Source organism: Polaribacter sp. PL03, from assembly GCF_033875165.1.
Taxonomy (GTDB): domain Bacteria; phylum Bacteroidota; class Bacteroidia; order Flavobacteriales; family Flavobacteriaceae; genus Polaribacter.
The window spans coordinates 1-20,397 of the sequence record NZ_JAWZSV010000007.1 but is presented as its reverse complement, the minus strand read 5'-3'; the positions used below and the strand labels follow the sequence as shown (position 1 = coordinate 20,397).

Annotated in this window: 19 protein-coding genes; 6 read left to right on the top strand and 13 right to left on the bottom strand. The window is 28.9% G+C overall.

What is annotated here, in order from left to right; all coding sequences use genetic code 11:
- Positions 1-191: 191 nt before the first annotated feature.
- The 11 genes from SHK09_RS14015 to SHK09_RS13965 form a co-directional block, all read right to left on the bottom strand.
- Positions 192-359, bottom strand: coding sequence for a hypothetical protein (locus tag SHK09_RS14015; protein WP_319811411.1), 168 nt, complete (start codon positions 357-359; stop codon positions 192-194).
- A 26-nt stretch (positions 360-385) separates the two neighbouring features.
- Positions 386-2,602, bottom strand: coding sequence for a T9SS type A sorting domain-containing protein (locus SHK09_RS14010; protein ID WP_319811410.1), 2,217 nt, complete (start codon positions 2,600-2,602; stop codon positions 386-388).
- 320 nt (positions 2,603-2,922) lie between these two features.
- Positions 2,923-4,827, bottom strand: coding sequence for a sulfatase-like hydrolase/transferase (locus SHK09_RS14005; RefSeq protein ID WP_319811409.1), 1,905 nt, complete (start codon positions 4,825-4,827; stop codon positions 2,923-2,925).
- 40 nt (positions 4,828-4,867) lie between these two features.
- The gene (locus SHK09_RS14000) at positions 4,868-5,512 is read right to left on the bottom strand and encodes a T9SS type A sorting domain-containing protein (RefSeq protein ID WP_319811408.1); all 645 of its coding nucleotides are present in this window, start codon (positions 5,510-5,512) and stop codon (positions 4,868-4,870) included.
- Between the two features lie 129 nt (positions 5,513-5,641).
- Entirely contained in the window at positions 5,642-6,505 is an 864-nt protein-coding gene (locus SHK09_RS13995; RefSeq protein ID WP_319811407.1) for an AraC family transcriptional regulator, read from the bottom strand.
- A 117-nt stretch (positions 6,506-6,622) separates the two neighbouring features.
- Entirely contained in the window at positions 6,623-7,270 is a 648-nt protein-coding gene (locus SHK09_RS13990) for a bifunctional 4-hydroxy-2-oxoglutarate aldolase/2-dehydro-3-deoxy-phosphogluconate aldolase (protein WP_319811406.1), read from the bottom strand.
- Entirely contained in the window at positions 7,260-8,210 is a 951-nt protein-coding gene (locus SHK09_RS13985) for a 2-dehydro-3-deoxygalactonokinase (RefSeq protein ID WP_319811405.1), read from the bottom strand. Before SHK09_RS13985 ends, SHK09_RS13990 begins: the two co-directional genes overlap by 11 nt.
- 80 nt (positions 8,211-8,290) lie before the next feature.
- Positions 8,291-9,775: a sulfatase-like hydrolase/transferase gene (locus SHK09_RS13980; RefSeq protein WP_319811404.1), complete on the bottom strand. Its 1,485-nt coding sequence runs from the start codon at positions 9,773-9,775 to the stop codon at positions 8,291-8,293.
- A gap of 40 nt (positions 9,776-9,815) precedes the next feature.
- The gene (locus tag SHK09_RS13975; RefSeq protein WP_319811403.1) at positions 9,816-10,172 is read right to left on the bottom strand and encodes a hypothetical protein; all 357 of its coding nucleotides are present in this window, start codon (positions 10,170-10,172) and stop codon (positions 9,816-9,818) included.
- 49 nt (positions 10,173-10,221) lie between these two features.
- Positions 10,222-11,184: a family 16 glycosylhydrolase gene (locus SHK09_RS13970; protein WP_319811402.1), complete on the bottom strand. Its 963-nt coding sequence runs from the start codon at positions 11,182-11,184 to the stop codon at positions 10,222-10,224.
- A 9-nt stretch (positions 11,185-11,193) separates the two neighbouring features.
- The gene (locus SHK09_RS13965; RefSeq protein WP_319811401.1) at positions 11,194-12,129 is read right to left on the bottom strand and encodes a family 16 glycosylhydrolase; all 936 of its coding nucleotides are present in this window, start codon (positions 12,127-12,129) and stop codon (positions 11,194-11,196) included.
- A gap of 678 nt (positions 12,130-12,807) precedes the next feature.
- On the opposite strand from SHK09_RS13965, the gene SHK09_RS13960 reads away from it, so the two are divergent.
- From SHK09_RS13960 to SHK09_RS13940, 5 genes are all read left to right on the top strand, one after another.
- Positions 12,808-14,073: a site-specific integrase gene (locus SHK09_RS13960; RefSeq protein WP_319811400.1), complete on the top strand. Its 1,266-nt coding sequence runs from the start codon at positions 12,808-12,810 to the stop codon at positions 14,071-14,073.
- A 13-nt stretch (positions 14,074-14,086) separates the two neighbouring features.
- On the top strand, positions 14,087-15,100 hold the full coding sequence (locus SHK09_RS13955) for a hypothetical protein (protein ID WP_319811399.1): 1,014 nt from the start codon (positions 14,087-14,089) through the stop codon (positions 15,098-15,100).
- Between the two features lie 98 nt (positions 15,101-15,198).
- Positions 15,199-15,486, top strand: a complete 288-nt coding sequence (locus SHK09_RS13950) for a DNA-binding protein (protein ID WP_319811398.1) — start codon at positions 15,199-15,201, stop codon at positions 15,484-15,486.
- A 62-nt stretch (positions 15,487-15,548) separates the two neighbouring features.
- The gene (locus tag SHK09_RS13945) at positions 15,549-16,640 is read left to right on the top strand and encodes an AAA family ATPase (RefSeq protein ID WP_319811397.1); all 1,092 of its coding nucleotides are present in this window, start codon (positions 15,549-15,551) and stop codon (positions 16,638-16,640) included.
- Positions 16,641-16,753: 113 nt separating this feature from the next.
- Positions 16,754-17,641: a BT4734/BF3469 family protein gene (locus SHK09_RS13940; protein ID WP_319811396.1), complete on the top strand. Its 888-nt coding sequence runs from the start codon at positions 16,754-16,756 to the stop codon at positions 17,639-17,641.
- On the opposite strand, the gene SHK09_RS13935 is transcribed toward SHK09_RS13940, so the two are convergent.
- Both SHK09_RS13935 and SHK09_RS13930 read right to left on the bottom strand, forming a co-directional pair.
- Positions 17,642-17,890 (bottom strand): hypothetical protein, encoded by a 249-nt coding sequence (locus tag SHK09_RS13935; RefSeq protein WP_319811395.1) that lies wholly within the window; start codon positions 17,888-17,890, stop codon positions 17,642-17,644. It abuts the gene before it with no gap.
- 240 nt (positions 17,891-18,130) lie between these two features.
- Complete coding sequence (locus SHK09_RS13930; protein ID WP_319811394.1) at positions 18,131-18,904, bottom strand: LexA family transcriptional regulator; 774 nt, start codon at positions 18,902-18,904, stop codon at positions 18,131-18,133.
- Between the two features lie 52 nt (positions 18,905-18,956).
- On the opposite strand from SHK09_RS13930, the gene dinB reads away from it, so the two are divergent.
- The gene (dinB, locus tag SHK09_RS13925) at positions 18,957-20,171 is read left to right on the top strand and encodes a DNA polymerase IV (RefSeq protein WP_319811393.1); all 1,215 of its coding nucleotides are present in this window, start codon (positions 18,957-18,959) and stop codon (positions 20,169-20,171) included.
- Positions 20,172-20,397: the final 226 nt, after the last annotated feature.

The window sequence follows — 20,397 nt, the reverse complement described above, 5'->3', positions numbered from 1 at the left end:
TAAAATACCTTCTTCATTTTTCAAATTTCGATAAATATTAACTGTTTTTTCAACTAAATTTACCTTTTATTAACACTATTTTACCAACTCTTAACATTTTTTTCACATGTACTTATTACCTTTTTAAACACAAAAAATCTGTTGAAGAAAAACTCCAACAGATTTTTTATATTTAAACTTTATTGCTGTTACTAAAACCCGGTTCCAGGCATTTCTGGGCTTTGAGCTTGTGCCTTTTGTGGGTTTAAAATCATGTATGTACCTAATGCTGTTAATCCTGCATATTTACCATAATTTCCAATTTTTTTTAAAGCGTCTTTACGAGAAATATTTTTAGTGTTTTCTGTTTGTTTTTTCATGATGTTTAATTTAAGTTTCTCGTTAATTATTCTAAAATTATTTTCTTATTTAATTTACCAGATTCTGTAATTAACTTAACTAAATAAACTCCGGTAGCTAATTTTGGCAAAGAGATTTCTTTTAGTCCATTAGCATCAAAAGAAGAACTTAATATTTTTTGTCCTTTAATATTAAATAAAAGTAAAGATGCTTTACCCTTTTGTAAGCCTACAATTTTTAATGTAGCTTTATTTGATTTAAATAGACTTACTCCCTCTAACTCTCCTTTATTTATAGATAAAGTACTTTTAGTAGATGTATGCAAATAAAAACGACCTACACCATCTAATTTTTCTGTTAACGTTACTTTATACTTCTGGTTAACTTCATCTATACGAGTAAATGTTTTTTCTTGTTTGTCTTCTAGGAACACTTTTATACCACTTGGTAAATTTGATACTTCCGCAGAAAAAATAATTTCTTTATTAGCTGGTGCTTTTACACCTACCGGAATTACCATTGACTCTAAATTTGTATTTGGTAACGCTTGTCTTTCTAAACTAATTCCTTCATTATTTTCTAACAAATGAGTATAAATACTTAAATTAGAGCTTACACCACTAAAAAGACCAATATCAAATCCTGGATCTAAACTAGCTGTTTTACCACCTACATAACTAATGTAAGATTTTAACGTTTTTCTACCGCTAGTTATAGAAAGAGTTACTTTGGGTGTAACTGCTCTATAAAAAACACTAGAATTACCAACATCTAAATTATTAGCTTCAGAATTAAATATTGCAGTAGAACCTACACCGTTGGTCTTAATAAAAAACGCTTGCCCTGGCAATAAATTACCGACAGTTAAAGATGTATAAGATGAAGATGAAGCATCCCAAACATATAGTGCTTTATTTGCAGCTGGTAGAGTAGCATTATTATCTGTTAAAAATGTAGCCGAATTTAAATATGAAGTATATTGACTTCCTATTAAATTCCAATCTGTACCATTTGTACCGCCTTGAGATATACCGGTTGTAAAATTTACACCACCTCTAATACCAGTTCCTTTAAACTCAATAATTCCCTTGGTGCTTCTTTTTATACTATAACCAGCACCAACATTAAATGTTTCTTCTGCAGCTCCTCCTTGAAAATATCTCCAATGTCCGGTTGTACTATTTGGTGCCGTATTCACATATCTACCTATTCCTTTATTAGTAGCATTTAATGTACCTGAAGCAATATTATTTGCAGCAACCCAAGCATCGTCATATTTTTCTCCAATAACTGGTGCACTAATCATGTGCCAATTTGTATCTGGTACATCTATCTTGTATGATGCAGCAGCTACACCAGATACATTTGAACCGCTATTTACGTTAAACGAAGATTTAAAACCAAAATAGATATTATCCGTTCCAATATTAACCGGAGTATCATTATTTAGTTTGGCTCCGTTACCTAATGAAATGCTTTTTACTTGAGCAGCACTTACGTTAACATTTAAGTTTGCGTTTACTATATCGCCACCTATGAAAACATCTTCTGCAAGAAAATTTCCTGAAGTAATTTCTTCAGTACCTGGAACGGCAAACAACCAATTATTAGGATTCCCCCAATTATCATTAGAAAGACTTGCATTTGTAAAATGATTATTTAAAAATTCAATTTTTTCAATTTCAATTTCAGCACCTACAAAGTTATAATTAATTCCATTTCCTGAAGAATTATCAGTTTTAAACTGCAGTCTAATGTCATTTCTTATTCCATTCCATTCCGCTCTTGGGTTATTCGTCTGTCCAGTACCAAAACCACCATAAGCAGCTAAATCTATTAAATAAGTTTTAAACTCTGTATCTCCTGCTGTAATAACTTGATTAACAAAGAAATTTTGTGAAGTATTACTCGGTTTAATCCAAGAAACCCTTAAGTAAGTAGGACCAGCCGTATTACTATTCTTTATTGTTATAGCCATTAATCTTCTTGATCTTGCTGTTTGTACATATGTTTGATCATTGGCTGGCGCACCTGTATCTAAAGCTAAATCTAATATTTGAATCGTTGGATTATTTCCTAACGTTGTAGTGTATGTTACAGAGTTTTTATTCTGTATTGAAGTAAGTCGAGTGGTTGTATTCCACCTATCCGTTCCAGTTGCTGCATCATTAAATTCAAAGCGATACTGTGCATTCATCTGAAAACTTAATAAGACAAGAAGGGCTAGTGTTAAAAACCTTTTTTTTTGTAATTTTTTAATCATAATCTAAAGTTTGTATTTTATTAAAAAAATATTCTTTGTAAAATTAACAAACAACATATCCAATTAATTACCTCATCTTATCTTAAAACAGCAGTATTTTAACACTTTTATGTAGTATATTGATAACAAACACTCTGAACAACGTGTTTAAAATTATTTTACCCTTCATATAAAAAAGGCCAATAATAAACTTAGATTGATATTACTAGTTTTCATTTACAAACTGATATTGGTGAAAAAGGAATGAAGTATAGAATTAATTTTTAATTTCTAGTAAGAAAAAAGCCTAAAACACAATTAATGTTTTAGGCTTAAAAAAATTATAATTTTATTATTTTCTCTATGGAAAAATTATTATCAGTTTTTATCCTTATATAATAAACACCTGAACTCAAATTAGCAGTGTCTACCTCTGTCTTAGAATTAATAGTATTAATTGTTTTTATTAATTTACCTGTAGATGAAAATACCTCAACTTTTAAGTTTTTGTACTCTTCATTTAATTGAATACTAAATGTTTTAGAAACAGGGTTAGGATACACTTTAAATACATTTTTAAAAACATTGTTTAACCCTAAAGCTACTTCAGAGCTTTCAAAAAGCTTATCATATTGTGGTAACGTTTGTGTATCAAACCATAAAGTTCTGTGCGGATGGCCTGCTCCTCTTTCATGATCAAACCAAGCTGGTTTTACATCTTTAAATTCTTTAACCCATAAAACGGCTTTATCTAAAAGGTTCTTAATAATAACTTCAGCATCAATTGCCGTAGCCCTTACATCTGTATTTTCTCCAGGATCATTTTTAATATTATGTAATCTCCATTTTCCATTTCCTCCTGTTTTTGTTAATTTCCAAGGATAAGAAACAATTGCTCCGTTATGAAAACCATTTTGAGGTCTAACAACATATAATGCATCATCATCTGCTCTCACTTTTTGATTTGCAATTATTTCATCCATAAACCCTTTTCCATCAATCTTTTTTGTTACCGGAATTGTAGCACCTGCTAAATTTGCTAAAGTTGGATAAATATCTAATGAACTTACTTGATAGTCATACGTACTTGCAGATGTAATTTTATTTGGCCAGCTTACAAACATTGGCACTTTATGACCGCCTTCTAGAACACTTCCTTTTTGTTGTTGTAGCGGGTAATTTACTGCTCCTTTACTCCACCTATAACCACCATTATCACTTAAAAAGATAATAACAGTGTTGTTAAATACATTTATATCTTTTTTTAATTCTGCTACAACTCTACCAATATTATTGTCCATATTAACTGTCATAGTTGCATAAACAATACGGGCTTTTACAAATTCTTCAATTAAAGCATCTTTTTCTGCTTGTGTACTTTTCTTTTTAACAGGATCTGATTCTGTAATATAAGTACTACTTCTAACTAAACTTTCAAAATTAGGATTGTCTGCCTTAAATTTATTTATTTCCGCTTGTTTTGCTTGCAATGGCGTGTGCGGTGCATTGTATGCCAAATACATAAAGAAAGGATCTGTCTTAGTCTTATTTTCTGCAAGATATTGTATTGCATTATCCGTAAGAACATCTGTTAAAAAATCTTCATCCGTATCATCACTATATTCATTTCTATCTATATAGTTTTTGTTTCTTTGTAATGGATCTTGATATTCATTTGTAACAGGATTAGAACCATCTTTTCTATTATAAAAAGAGTTCTCATAATAGCTCTCGAAATAGTTCTTTCCTCCACCTAAAAAACCAAAGAAATGATCGAATCCTCTATCTAAAGGCTGAAATTTACCATCTTCGAAACCTAAATGCCATTTACCTATTGCAGATGTATTATAACCAGCGTCTTGTAATACTTCAGAAAAATAAACTTCAGATTGAGGTATTCCTAAAGGTGTATTAATATCATTTGGTAAATTATATTGCGCACCAATTCTATGAGGATATATACCCGTTAAAAGCGCTACTCTACTTGGTCCACAAAAAGGATGAACTACGTGCGCATTTTTCATTATAACACCTGTATTTGCTAATGCATCTATATTTGGAGTTGGTATTATTCCTTGGTCTGCAGGAAAACTTGCTTCTCTATTAAAACCAACATCTGCATATCCTAAATCATCAGCTAAAATTACAATGATATTTGGTCTAGTTCCGTCTGTTGTTTGCCCAAAAACATTAATTGTAAAAAAGATTACAACCAATAGTGCAGAAAATGTGTATTTATTTTTCATTTAAAATTATTTAATTATTATTTTTTTTTATTTCTCTCTTTTAATTTGAAATTACTGTGAGAAAATAAACGCTAGAAGATAAATTTGCAATTGGTACAGCAAATGGTTCTGTTGTTTTATTCATTTTTAGTAACTGAACACCATTAATATTGTGTAGAAAAAGTTCTTTGGCTTTTTTTGATGAAATATTTATGGTTGTAAATTCTTTCTTATTAATAGAGTTTGGATAAACAATACTTTCTCCCAAATCAATTAAAAAGCTATCTACATTTAAAGTATTTGTTGGTTTAATAAAAATATCATCTATATACATTGTACTAGAACCCGTAGAAATATCTTTTGCTTCTATTCTAACTCTTAAACCATCATTAACAACTTGTGGATTAAAGTTATATTTAGGTCCCCAATTAGTTTGTATTTTTAATTTACCATTTTCTAAACGAATTTTTTCTGTTGAAAACTGCGATGAAGCTCTACCTTGAATAAACCAATGGTTCTCATCTAAATAATTTATTGAAAACTCATCAGAAATATTAGTGTTTAATATCCAATTCCCTGTGTTTTGTATATCTGATAATGGTAAAATTTGTCCGTTTAAATTATTAAAAAAACTTAATAAAAGACAGAAACATAAGAAAGGCAATACGCTAAAAAAAATTCTTTTATAAAGGTTAGTCTTTACCATAATTTATTCTAGATGAACTAAATAAGTTTTTAGTCTATCAAAAATAAGAAGTAATTAAAATATAAGTTAAGCTAAAATTAACCCTAACTAACACTTTGTTGTCACTAAAAGGAAGAAAAAATTAAACGATTAGATAGCTTCTCTAAATTTCTTAGGAGTAGCACCCATAATTTGTTTAAATTGTTTATTAAAATTTGTAAGTGAATTAAAACCAACTATGTAACAAACTTCAGAAATAGGAGTATTTTCTTGAACTAAAATTCTAGAAGCATTTTTAATTCTAATTTCGTTTAAGAATTGTGTAAAAGATTTATTAGTCATTTTTTTAAAGAACCTACAAAAAGAATTTGTAGTCATACATGCAACACCAGAAATATTATCTAAACTAATACTAGACGCATAATTATCTGAAATATATTTTAAAACAGTATCTATTCTTTCTGAACTTTCTGTGGTTGTTTGCCTCATATCTGAAGACGACAAAACAGTTCTATCTTCTTTCGATACTAAAGATAATTTATCTAAAATATCTAATAATTTTATATACTGCCTTGTAGGAGATAATGTAGGTAGCTGTACAATATCATCATGAAGGTGTTTGCTAATTTCTTTACCAAAAGATAAACCAAATTTACAATCATCAATCAGTTTTTTAATTTCATAAAATTCAGCAATTTTAAAAACCTCGTCTCCTAGAAAATCTTTTGTAAATTTAGTTACTATAGTTTTTACCTGCTCTGTAGTTTCTTCAGTATAATAAGATGCATCATTTCGCCATAAATGCGGAAGATAAGATCCTACTAAAACTAAATCTCCTGGAAAAAAAGGAGCAACACTATCTCCAACAAAACGAATACCATTACTTTGAGTTATATAAAGAAGTTCTATTTCTGGATGATAATGCCACATAGCATCCAAACAAGGAACATCTCTAGTATGGATATTCAGTTTTTTACTAACAACAGAATCTGATTTTTTTAAAACTAACTTCATCCTAACAAATATAAGTAATTTTTACATCTGATTAATTAATGTTCTATTTTTTAACATTAGTTAGCTAATTTAAAGAAAATTAGAACATAATATTTACATGAAAAAAAATGAAGAATATTATTTTATATAATTTTCAATCTCTTTCTTTATACTGATAAAATGATTTTTTAAACCTTCAAAATCATTGTTTTTTATTAAGTTTTTATCTAATAAAGAACTTCCCATACCAACACCTACAACACCAACATCAAAAAACGATTTAATATTTTCTTTCGAAACACCTCCCGTTGGTAATAATTTTATAGTATTTAGCGGACCTAAAACATCTTTAATATAAGTTACACCTAATTGAGTGGCCGGAAAAATCTTAACAGCAGAAGCACCTAAAGACCATGCTTTATATATTTCTGTTGGAGTAAAAGCTCCTGGAAAAATTGGAATTTTTCTAGAAACACACGTTTTTATTATTTCTTCATCTATAATAGGAGTTACTATAAATTGAGAACCTGCATTTAAAGCTTTTTCTAAATCTTCTTTATTACAAACTGTTCCTGCACCAACATTTAACTCAGGAAAGTTAGTTACTAATGTTGCTATTATTTTTTCTGCATCAGGAGTATTCATAGTTACTTCTATTGTATAAAAACCAGCTTCTAAATAAGATTTTACAATAGCAAGTGTAGTTTCTAAAGATTGCCCTCTAATAATACCAACAATTGGTGCTTTATCATATAATTTCCAAGAAAAAGAATTGTTATTTAACATATTGTAGTAGTATATTTTTTTGACCTTTTAAAAAGGCCTTTTCTAAATTATTTGCATTAAATTTTACCAATTGATTTTCTTTTAGAATTGTTTTTAAAGCCAATTCATACATAGAAAGCATTGGTTCTGAAGCTGCTAAAAACACAGTTTCATTTACCTTTTTTAAATAAGATAACTCTTCACCAATTAACATTCCGCTTAAAACGTAATAGTTATTCTTCTTTTTAGCGCCATTAATAATGTGTTGCGCTCTAATGGAAAATAAGTTCGATGTTAAGTGCCCGTCAAAACCAGATTGCACACCTTTTGTAAATGCTATTTTTCTTTTTTCTGACCAAGTATTTTTAGACACAGAGTTTTTTAAAATACTCCTCCTAGAAAGTACTTCAAACAATTCTCCAGTCATATAAGTTTTTAGCTTTGTAAACATTTCATTCTCATAAACAATGTGTTTACTGTGCGTTCCTGGTAAAAGCAAAACTCCTTTTTTATATGGCTCTAATAATTCTGATAAACCAACAGCTTGAACCTCTTCTCCTCTCATCATTCCAAGTTCACTTTTTACACCAGAGATTAAAAGAACATCTAATCCGTTTTCAAGTAATAAATGCTTCCAAGAAAGATCATTTTTATTTGGGTTAATTGGTAAGTCTGCATATTCTAATTCTTGAAGCCCAATATTAGCAGAAGCCATACCTGCAATTACTATAATACTTTTTCTATGTTCTAAAGGAAATTCTTTAAGTTGCTCTTTTAAGTAGTTAGAAAAAAAAATCTTTTGAGAAAATTCAGACTGCAAAGTAAATTTTTCATAAACCCTTCTAACTCCTTGTTTTGTTTTATGTTCTTGCAGAACTTTTAGTGAGTCTGTTTCTACTAATCTTAACCTAAAATTAGTAGTACCCCAGTCGCAACTTATAAAATATTTAGGAATTGTCATTTGTATTGTTTGTATAATTTTAAAAACTAAAAATTTTTAAAATCTAGTAAATTATTCTTTAATGTAGCGTTTTCTTATTCTTAGTTTATTTTAAAGGTAACCTCAAATTTAGGCATATTATCTTTTTTCCATTCAATACCTGTTTTCTCGTCATGCCACCAATTTGGTTGTAAGTGGGTTCCGCTCCAATCTTTAGCTTCGCCTACCAATCCTTTTAAGATGTCTAAGTGATCTTTTCTTACATCGTTATTTTCGGCCATATCAACACCAATATTAAATAATTTCCAGTTTTGTTGATACACTTTTACTGCTTTCCAATCGTTTTTTCTAACAGCTACATCACTATAACCATTTCTATGGCGCATAACATAAATATTATCATCTTTATGAGAATTTTTATTCATTAAGAAATTATCCCATATATTCTTTCCGTCTAATCTTTTTCCTTCAGGAATTTCAGCACCTGCTAATCTTGCAAAAGTTGGGTATAAATCTAAAGCAGAAACATTAAAATCGTACTTTTTACCTGCAGGAACAACATTTGGCCAATGAAAAAACATTGGAACTCTAAAACCACCTTCGTAAGCACTTCCTTTACCTTCTTTTAAAGGAAAGTTAGTAGCACCTGCTTTTACTTTACCTCCATTATCACTAAAGAAAACAATTAGCGTATTTTCATACTGCCCAGATTCTTTTAACTCATCTACAATTCTTTTTACACCTCTGTCTACAGCATAAACCATAGCTGCATACGTTCTTCTTTTTTTATTTTTTATATGAGAGAATAGCTTTAAATCTTCTTCTTTTGCTTCTAATGGCGTGTGTGGTGCATTGTAAGACATATATAAAAAGAACGGATCTTCTGTTTTAGATGCATCATCTATAAAACGCACAGCTTCACGAGAAAAAGCATCTGTTAAATATTCTGTCTCTTTAATTTGTTTACCATTATGCTCTATAGGATGCAAATAATCCCAAATAATCTTTCTCCCATTAGCTTCTTGTTGGGCATAAGCTTTTCTATATTGTTCCGGAAAATAATTATGACCTCCACCTAAAAAACCAAAAAAGTCATCAAAACCTCTAACGTTAGGATGAAATTCTGCATTAGAACCCAAATGCCATTTACCAATAATACCAGTTTGGTAACCTACATTATTTAATACTTTACTAATAAAAGTTTCTTCTAAAGAAATTCCTTTCTTAATAGTTTCTCCACTATTTGGAGGCAAATTAAATTGAGCGCCAATTTTATGAGGGTATAAACCCGTCATTAATGCTGCTCTACTTGGTCCACAAAAGGGATGTGCTACATATGCAGAAGTAAAAATGGTTCCGTTATTAGCTAAAGCATCTAAATTAGGGGTTGGAATATCTTTAGAGCCGTTAAAGCCTAGATCTGAATATCCTAAATCATCACAAAGTATTACCAAAATATTTGGCTTATTTGTCGTTTTTTTTACATCAACATTTTTAGTAGCTATTTTACTTTTAGATGAATTACAACTCATTAAAAAGAGCGTAAAAATTACTGTAAAAACTGTTATTTTATTTGATAATTTCATTTTTAATAATCTTAAATATTCAGGTTTAAACTTAAAATAATTACTTAACCTTTTTCAATTCTTCTCTCATTCTTTTAAAAAATGGAGCTAAATCTTTGTATTTTTTACCCGTCATTTTAATTACAGAATTATTAAATTCTTTACTTACTTCTCTATTTTTTGCTTGTTTTTGTTCTTTTGTAATAGCACCGCTTTTAAATGACACCTGAGATTCCCCGTAGGCTACAACCATTTTTGTTCTTATTTCTTTAAGTTCTTTTTGCTGTACTTCACTTAAACTAAATTCTTTTGCTGCTGCTTCTACAAAATATTTACTTTGTCTTTCTTGATATTTATTCTGACCGTAAGTAACTGTAAACGTTACCAATAACAACAATGTTAAAACAATCTTTCTCATGTTTCTATAATTTTAAATTAATAATTAGTTGTTTCTTTCTTTTTCTTTCTTAATTTTTCTGCCAAACTCTTATGTACTCTATTTGATATTCTGCTGGTTTAGGTAAATCTAATTCCTCTGGTATTCCTAACCAAGGGAAGGTTTCTGAATCAAACCAAATCCAATAAGGTACATCTGTAACCCATTTTTCTGGGTTTGCGCCATTATTAGTTAATGTAGATTTTAAAATGGTTCCTTCTGGGTGCAAAACACCATCTATATATATATTTATATATTCTGATGTCCAATCGAAACCATACACATGAAAATCATCTGCTGTATTTTCCTCAACTTGTATATTACTTGTATAAACAGGTCCTTTTCCGTTTGGTAAATAATAAAAATTATCTGGATTCCAACTAATAATATTAAACTTCAACCTTTTTCTCCAATCTGCATTTGTTTTATGGCCTCCAAACATTTCGAACATATCCATTTCAGAAGACCTAGCTCCTAATGCCCAAAATGCACTTGTTATTTGAGCATCTGCAGCTCTACATTTAATTTCCATATAACCATACGTAAACTGTTTTTTACTAATAACGGCTGCTGTGGTAATATTTTCATATTTGTAAGTAACACCATTTACAGTTTGTGTTCTTGTTGGATGAAAATTAAAATCAGGTTCCCATTTTGTAAGAATCTTTAATTTATCATCTTCAACTATTGCATTATTTACAGAAAATTGAGAGGGTGCTCTACCAATAAAATTAGATTTATAAATGTCATTTTTTCCTTGAATTTGCCATTTATCTTCGTTTAAAACACTCGTTTTAAACTCATCACTTACATCCGTATTTAAGACCCATTTACCATTATTCATTTGATCTGATAATGGATAGTTAGAATTTATAATCGTTTCTACCTCCTCTTCTACTTCTCTTACATCTCCTTTAAAAACATCGCTATTCTCTCCACAAGAAAAAAATAAGACTACAAATAAAAGAGCCATTAAATATGTAAATTTCTTCATTTTATTCTATTATATTTTTTGCCAAACTCTCATATACTCAATTTCATAATCTACAATTCCATCATCTTTTTTACCCTCTGGACTATTCAATTCTAAATCTTCTTTACTGTCTGGCACACCATGCCAAGGAAATGTTTCTTGATCTAACCAAATAGAAATAGGCCCATTTAAAACCCAACCATTTGGTAAGTTTTTTTCTTTAGCATAAGCATCTACTTGCTCTTTAGTTGCACCTGTTTTATATTTCCCATCTACATATAACTTCAGGCCGTTTTCATTCCATTCGATTCCATACACATGAAAATCATCTGCAACTCTAAAACCATAATCTAAATGCTCTGTGTACACAGTTTTTCCTTTACCTGCTTTACTCCAATCATGTATAGACCACCAAAGTTCTCTATCTTTTCCATTTGCTTCTTTACGTTCTTGCCTATGATCTCCAAACTGCTCGAAAATATCCAATTCTGTCTGACTTCCAATTCCCCAAAAAGCACTAGTAATTTCTGCATCTGCAGCTTTACTTTTAATTTCCATATAGCCATATTTAAATTCTCTACGACCAATAAAACAAGCTGTTGTTAGGTTTTCAAACTTTGCAACCTCGCCTTCTTTTTTACCCCAAGGTTTTTGTTTGTCATTAGAAAAAGGAAATTCTGGCTCCCAGCGAGTTTCTAATATTAATTTTCCGTTTTCTAATCGATAGTTTCTTCCAGAAAATTGAGATGGTGCACGACCTTTCCAAACCTTTTTATTTGGTTTGTCTGGGTGTATATAAAAAGGGTTCCCTTGAGCATCAAATTTACCAACTATATACCATTTATCTTCATCTATTAAATCTCCATCAAACTCATCACTTATATCTGTTCTTAGTTTCCAACCTCCTTTGTTACTCAAATCAGAAAAAGGCATAATTTTTTCTTTTGAATCAGTTACACTATTCAATATTTTTTTTTGATTCCCACAAGCGAAACAAAAAATAATACATGTTAACAGAAACACTATTCTTAAGTTTTTTATGTCCATTTTTTTTTGTTTTTATAATTTATCTCAATGCTATTAAATTAGAACCTTCACAAAGATAAGTTTAAGATGAAGTAATTATATTCACATAAATTACCCTTTTGTAATTAAATATTATCTTAAAAAATAAAGAAGAATATAAGAGTAGTATTTCCTTTAGCTTAAGTTATATTACTAAAGTATATTTTAATTCTTATTAACCCAATATACTATAAGTAATAGTAGAATTATTTAAAATAGGCTTCAATAAGAAGTAGCTTATTTAGAATACACACCTTAAAATATCTTCTATCTAAATAAAATGAAAGTATGTTCTAAAATTAAGTAATTATGAAGTCTAAAACATGTTTAATGTCTAAAAACAAAAAATCCTATAAACGTAATGTTTATAGGATTTTTACTTGTTGGCCTACAAGGACTAACCAATACTTTTCTATATTTTTCTAAAATATAGTTTTTCCCTTTATATTAAAGGGATTAAAAGCTATTTTAAATAAGCAAGAAAAAGAAAAACAAAGTGAAATAGGTAAAATACCGACACAAATACCGACACAAATAATTATTTAACTATCTTTGGATTGGTTAAAAAATCATTACTTCATGGCTTCGGTTAAATTTCTTCTTAGAGACAAGAAAGCAGCAAAATTTGTTACTATTTATTATGCGGTAAATCTATCTGCAAAAAATAGAATAAGAGGTGCTACAAAATTAAAAATTCACCCAAAGTATTGGGATGATAGAAATCAAAAAATTAGAAACATGAGTGATGTTTCTGAAATTAAAGACAACCTCAATAAAAAACTATCTGATTTTAAAAGTTTTGTTCTAAAAAAAATAACAAGCTACGATTTTTACGAAACGTCAGAAATTGAATCACAACTCAAAAAAGATATTGACATCTACTTTGGCAAAAAAACTACAGAAGAAAAACTAACACTATATACTTTTTCTAGACAATTTATTGACCAATCTAAGAATAGAATTATTGATAGTACAGGCAGAACACTTTCTAATAGAACTATAAAAGAATATGAAAGAACAGTAGATCTTCTAAAGGACTTTGAACAGAAATATAGTTATTCAATTAACTTTGAATCAATAAACATGGATTTCTATGGTTTATTTATTGAATACCTAGAAAGTTTAGATTTCTCATTAAATACTATTGGAAAATTCATTAAACAACTTAAAGTTTTTATGAATGCCGCTACTGAAGAAAGTCTAAACACAAATTTAAGTTTTCAAAGTAAGCGTTTCATAAAACCAAGTGCAAAATCTACACAAGTATACTTAAATGAAACTGAGTTAAATAAAATTATTAATATTGATTATAGTCATGATCCAACACTAAACAATGCACGTGACTTATTTATTATCGGAGCATACACTGGTTTGAGAGTATCGGATTTTAATGGTCTAACCAAAAATAATATCCATGAGAGTAATGGAAAACGTTTTTTTAGAGTAATCGTACAAAAAACAGGAAAGTATTTACCCATCCCTATACACCCAATTGTAGAGAATATCTTAAAAAAGAATGATGGAAACCCACCTAAAAGAATGCCTGAACAACACATTAATTTAGCTTTAAAAAAGATTGGAGCAAAAGCAAAATTAAATGAAGAGATTATAATAAAGAAAATCAAAGGAGGCAAGGAAATTACAGGTACAAAGAAAAAATACGAATTAATTTCAAATCACACATCTAGACGTTCGTTTTGCACCAATGCCTATTTTGCAGGAATGCCTTCCCTAGACATTATGTCAATTAGCGGTCATACTTCTGAAAAAGTTTTCCTTAATTATATTAGAATAACTGATGATGAAAGAGCGTTGAAAATTTCTGAAAATAGTTTCTTTTCATAAAACGAATAAAATTATGAAAGAAGAAAAACAACAAAAGAATAGCATCAAAATAATAAAAGCAATTGAAGAAATTATAGATATTGAGCAGTTTGAAAAGCTGAACAATGATGAAAAAGACAAATATTTAATCAATAAAAAAATATACTTAGAATATGATGATTCAAATAACCCTACATTTAACTTTTCACCAAATAAAAAAGAATATTTATTCAATTTAACTAAAAAAATTAATACGAAGGCATATCACATAAACTTTGAGTTAATAGATATTTTTTTTGACTTTATGTTCAAACATTATTTAAACTCTGAATCAGAAATAGAAGATTTAAAGTTTTATCTTGAAAAAAAATTAGATAAAAAAAGTAGGCTAAAATTTTTAGAAAAAAAATATAGAAAAAATTTAAAAATAATTGAATCTAATTCAGAATACAGGTTATTATTTGAAAAGGATTATGTTCTAGTTTTTGGGGAAACCTTTTTTTTAACAAACGAGCTAAAAACGCATGTAGTTTATAATGAAGGTTTTACACAAATGTTACTTTTACACTTGTGTGGCTATGGCACTATGGAAAGTATGTTACTAGTAGAAAAATGGTCAAAAGCTATAATTGCAAAAAACATCATGGAATTTTGCAAATATGAATTAGAAAAAACTAATAAAAAAATTCCTGAAAATAAAACTAAAATTGAGACAGAAAAACCCTCAAACTACCCTTTAGTTTTTATAAACTTAGAAAAGGAAAATCTATTTAAAAAGTATCTTAAAAGTATTAAAGCTATCGATATAAATAACAAGCCTGTAAAAAATGTCTTTCAACCTGCCTGCAATGCTTTTTTTAAAAACGCAAAAGCCATGCAAAATGATAAAATTATGACTTCAGAACAAATATTTCAAACTGGTAGAAATGAAAATAAATTTATAGCAATGCTTATTAATGAAAATTATTTACCAAAAACTACAACAAAACTTTCAAATCCAAAAAACTACAACAATATTGCAATAAATTTTATAAAAGAGTCATTGTAGAATAAAAAAGAACAAAGTTAGAACTTTATAGAATTTTTACAGAACAGCTTTACTTTCTTTAAATTAGAAATTTGCCATAACAATAAAACAATATAGTTATGGAAAATCCAAAAATCACACAAGTACATCATGTTAATCCAGAAGAATTAACAAAAAGCATTTCTACAGCTGTAGAAAAAATCTTAGCTCCTCTTAAAGATAGTTTTCAACCCCAAAAACCAACAGAATGGATTACTAGAAAACAAGTTGGAGAACGACTATCAATTTCACTAGTAACCGTCGATGACTGGACACATCGAAATATTTTAACAGCCTACAGAATTAGCAACAAGAAAAGATACAAAATACATGAAGTAGAAAATTCATTAACTAAAATCATCTATTAGTTATGGATAAATCACAAAAAAAAGGCACTATAAATAGCACCCAAGATTCGGTTAAAAATCAATTGCAAGATACTAAAAATGAAGTTAATACTGAAGAAGGTTTAAGTTTAAATACCAATAAAACAAACCTAGAACCTAAATCAATAAAACAACTTTTAACAGAGGCGGAAATAGATCCTTTTTCCGCCATTGAAAAGCCTCCAACCGTATTAAGTATTGATAATATTTCTTACGGTACTTTAGGCAATTTCTCTTGTATTACAGGAAAATCCAAGAGTAAAAAAACTTTCTTCTTATCCATTCTAATTGCTGCAGCCATAGACGATAATGGAAATTTTCAAAGAATAAAAACTGAAATCCCAAATACCACAGTATTACATTTCGATACAGAACAAAGCGAGTACCATACTCAAAAGGTATCAAGAAGAATAATATCTCTTATTGATGATAAAGAAATTAGTCAAAAATATTATCGGTGTTTTTGCTTAAGACCTTATGCTCCAAAATTAAGAGCTGAAATTATTAAGGAAGCCATTTACAATACAAAAGACTTAAAATTAGTGGTTATTGATGGTATTGCAGACTTAATCGTAGGCTACAACAATGAAGAAAGTGCCGTTAGCATCGTAAATGATATTATGAAGTGGACTGCCGAACTAAACATTCACTTAATTACAATTGTTCATCAAAACAAAGGAGATAATAATGCAAAAGGGCATTTAGGTAGTATTATTTTACAAAAAGCCGAAACTGTTCTTTCTGTAGAAAAAGACAGAGATATTTCAACTGTAACTCCATCACATAGTAGAGGAATAGACATACAACCTATTAGTTTTTCCGTTAACGAGAATGGCTTACCATACTTTGTTGATAATAGTCACAGCACTAGTAATTCTGAAAAAAGGATAAGGTTACCTAGAGACACAACAGAAGATGTTCACAAAACTATTCTGAATGAAGTCTTCATTGACAAAACAGAATTGTTAAGTAAAGATTTTCAACGATTTTTAAAAAACATATTAGCTAAATACGATATCAATATTGAAAACACAGCAATAAGAGACTGGAAAACATTTTATGAAGCAAGTAAAATGATAATCAGAAAAAACCAGCAAGAGCCTTTTAAACTTTCTGATAGATTTAGAGCTAGTTAGTCAAAGCTATGTATATACATACAACCAACCGACCTACTCTACATAAAGGTTGGTTAATCAATTAACAAACTTGACCAACCAACTTAACAAACCTTTAAAACTTATTTTCAATTATGATACAAAAATCAATATTAGACATCAATATCAGTGCTTTTTTAAACTATAAAGCAACTGAACCTAAAGAAATAAATTTATTAGCTTGGTTAAATTCCACAAAGCATTACCTAGAAGTCGAAAAAATAAGAAACACCACAGATGAAGAAATCAAAAAAGTTTTAAAATCTAAACTTCCTGCAATTACTCCTAGTGGAACATTTTCTAAAAGATGCGCAAAAAATCTTATTAAACATTCTGGATTTATTCAATTTGACATTGATTACAAAGATAATTTGCATATTAAAAACTATGAAAACTTAAAAAATGAAATTAGAAAAATAAAAGAAGTCGCTTATTGTGGTTTATCTGTTTCTGGAAAAGGTTATTGGGGATTAATTCCAATAAGTGAACCAACAAAACACCAACAACATTTTGAAGCGTTGCTATTAAAGTTTAAAAACCTTGGCATTGTAATAGATAAAAGCTGTAAAGATATTTCAAGACTTCGTGGATATTCAATAGATGATGATGCATATTTTAATCATTCAGCAACAAAATTCAATCAAATTTTAAAAAAAGCAACAAAACAGCAACAAAGAAAAACGTATATAAAAACAAATGATTCAAATACCATTAAAAATAATGTTGAGAAAAAAATAAATGAAATTCAACAAAAAAATATTGATGTTACTGTTGGTTATGAAACTTGGTTTTCTATTGGCTGCAGTTTTGCAAATGAATTTGGAGAAAGTGGCAGAAACTACTTTCATATTTTAAGTAAAATAAATAGTGAGTATTCTAATTCAAAAACTGAAAGACAATATAATCATTGTTTAAAAAATAAATATTCATACAGTATTGCAACGTTTTTTCATTATTGCAAAATCCACAATATTCCTAATTAACTATTTAGAAGATGTTAATACAATTGTAATAGTTATTGCAATTGTTATTGTAATAGTTATTGCAATTGTTATTGTAATAGTTATTGCAATCGTTATTGCAATAGTTATTGCAATTGTTATTGCAATTGTTATTGTAATAGTTATTGCAATTGTTATTGCAATAGTTATTGCAATTGTTATTGCAATTGTTATTGTAATAGTTATTGCAATTGTTATTGCAATAGTTATTGCAATGACTATTGCAGACAACCACATATTGTAAAATCCCTTAAATCAAGACGTTTAAGAGTAAATTCAATAATAATTGCAATTTATCTTTTTTATTGCAATTATTATTGCAAAACTAAGTACAAGAATTAAACGTTAGTGCTTAAATGTGGTATCTAAGCAATGGAATGAACTACTATGAACTTAATGCAAAAGGGTATTACATTTTAGATTTAGAGGACTTTTTGCAAAAAAAACATACTCAAAATTACTTAATTCAGTTTACTTAACCAACTTTTTCAACTGCTTTAATTCCACCCCTAATCCATTAAACATTTGCATAATACTACTCAATTTCAATTCGTGTTCTTCATATTCTTGCGTATTTATACTACAAGTAAATTTCCAAAGTTCTAAGACTTCTTCTAAAGGGACTTCATAAGACTGATATTCTCTGTTATCTGGTTTTAAGAGTAAACTTCTTTTTTCCTCAATTTGGCTATACACTCGTTTGTAGGTCATACCATCATTTTTAGTGACTACGATATAAGAAGTTCCATTTTTAATATCTATAATATTTTCTACAAATTCAGCAACCACGTAAGAGCCATCTTTCATAGGTAACATTGAATCTCCTTTAATAGGGAATGCTCTATGTTTACCAGTGGGTAAAAAAGGTAGTTTTATCTTTTCTAACTGCTCAATATATTCAGGGTCATCATAGCCCAATAAATAACCAGCAGAAGTTTTAGCAGAAACTACTTCAATTAAATTTTCATTTTCCGAATCGACAGTAATAGGAAATAAGACACGTTTACTTCCTATTTCTATAAATGAAACATCATTGGTTTTTGTCAAATCGTTTTTCAATAAAATATCAATTGGAATTTTAAAATAATTAGAGAAATCTATTAAGAATTCTAAAGTTGGTGAAGATCTATTCTCTTCATAAGAGCCTATTCTAGATCTAGTTACTTTTAAATCGTCTGCTAAACGTTCTTGAGAAAGTTCCTTTAAACCTCTTAAATGACGGATGTTTTTTGATATAATTTTCATAATACTACAAATGTAAGCAATAATTGTTTGTTTTTGTAGTTAATTTTGTAGTGTGAAAAAAAATATATTACATCTCGATTTAGATACTTTTTTTGTTTCGTGCGAACGCTTGATAGATAGTCGTTTGCAAAATAAACCATTGCTTGTTGGTGGAACAGGAGACAGAGGTGTTGTAGCTGCATGCAGTTATGAGACAAGGAATTTTGGTGTTCATTCTGGTATGTCAATGAAGGTTGCAAAGAGGTTATGCCCAGAAGCAATTACTATTCGTGGGAATACAAGTATTTATTCTAAATATTCTCAAATTGTAACAGAAATAGTCAAAGAAAAAGTACCTCTTTTTGAAAAAGCAAGTATAGATGAATTTTATGCAGATTTAACAGGAATGGATGCGTTTTTTGGAAGTTATAAGTATGCTTCAGAATTAAGGCAACGCATTATAAAAGAAAGTGGTTTGCCTATTTCATTTGGAATGTCTCAGAATAAGATTGTTTCAAAAGTAGCTACAGGAGAAGCAAAGCCAAATAATCAGTTGTTAATTAATGAAGGATTTGAAAAAGAGTTTCTTGCACCTTTATCAATTCGTAAGATTCCATCTGTTGGAGAAAAAACATACCAAATTTTAAGAAATTTAGGTGTAGAAAAAGTACAGGTAATTCAAGAAATGCCTGTTGAAATGATGATTAGTGTTTTAGGGCTAAATGGAAAAACTATCTGGAGACGTGCTAATGGAATTGATAACCCACCATTAATACCTTTTCATGAAAGAAAATCAATTTCTACAGAACGCACTTTCAATAAAGATACTATAGATGTAAAAAAACTAAATGAAACTATTTTTGCAATGGCAGAAAACTTAGCTTATCAATTGAGGAAAGGTGATAAGTTAGCTTCAGGAATTAGTGTTAAAATTAGATATTCAGATTTTAATACTTATACAAAACAGATTAAAATTCCATATACAAGTGCAGATCATATAATAATCCCTACAGTATTGGAATTATTTAAAAAACTGTATCAAAGAAGATTGTTAATTCGTTTAGTTGGAGTAAAGATTACAGATATTGTTAGTGGTAATTATCAGATTAATTTATTTGATGATTCGCAAAAAATGCTCGATTTATATAATTCTATGGATGATATTAGAAATCGTTTTGGAGAATTGAGTGTTATGAGAGCGAAATCTATGGGAGCAAAGTCCATAGGTCGTTTTGATAATCCTTTTAACGGAGAACCACCAGTACTTTTAGCTCATAGAAGACAATGATGTATTTAAATTGTCATACATATTATTCTTTACGTTTTGGTACTTTTTCCGAAATTGAACTTCTGCAATTGGCAGTAGAAAATAATGTTGAAACAATTGCACTTATGTACTTTCCTGAAATAGGTTGACTAAAAATTAAACACTTAATTATAGTCACTTATGAAAACACAAAAAGATCCCTGGCGAAAAAAAACGTACGAAAAAGCAACTTTAGAACTCAAATTAT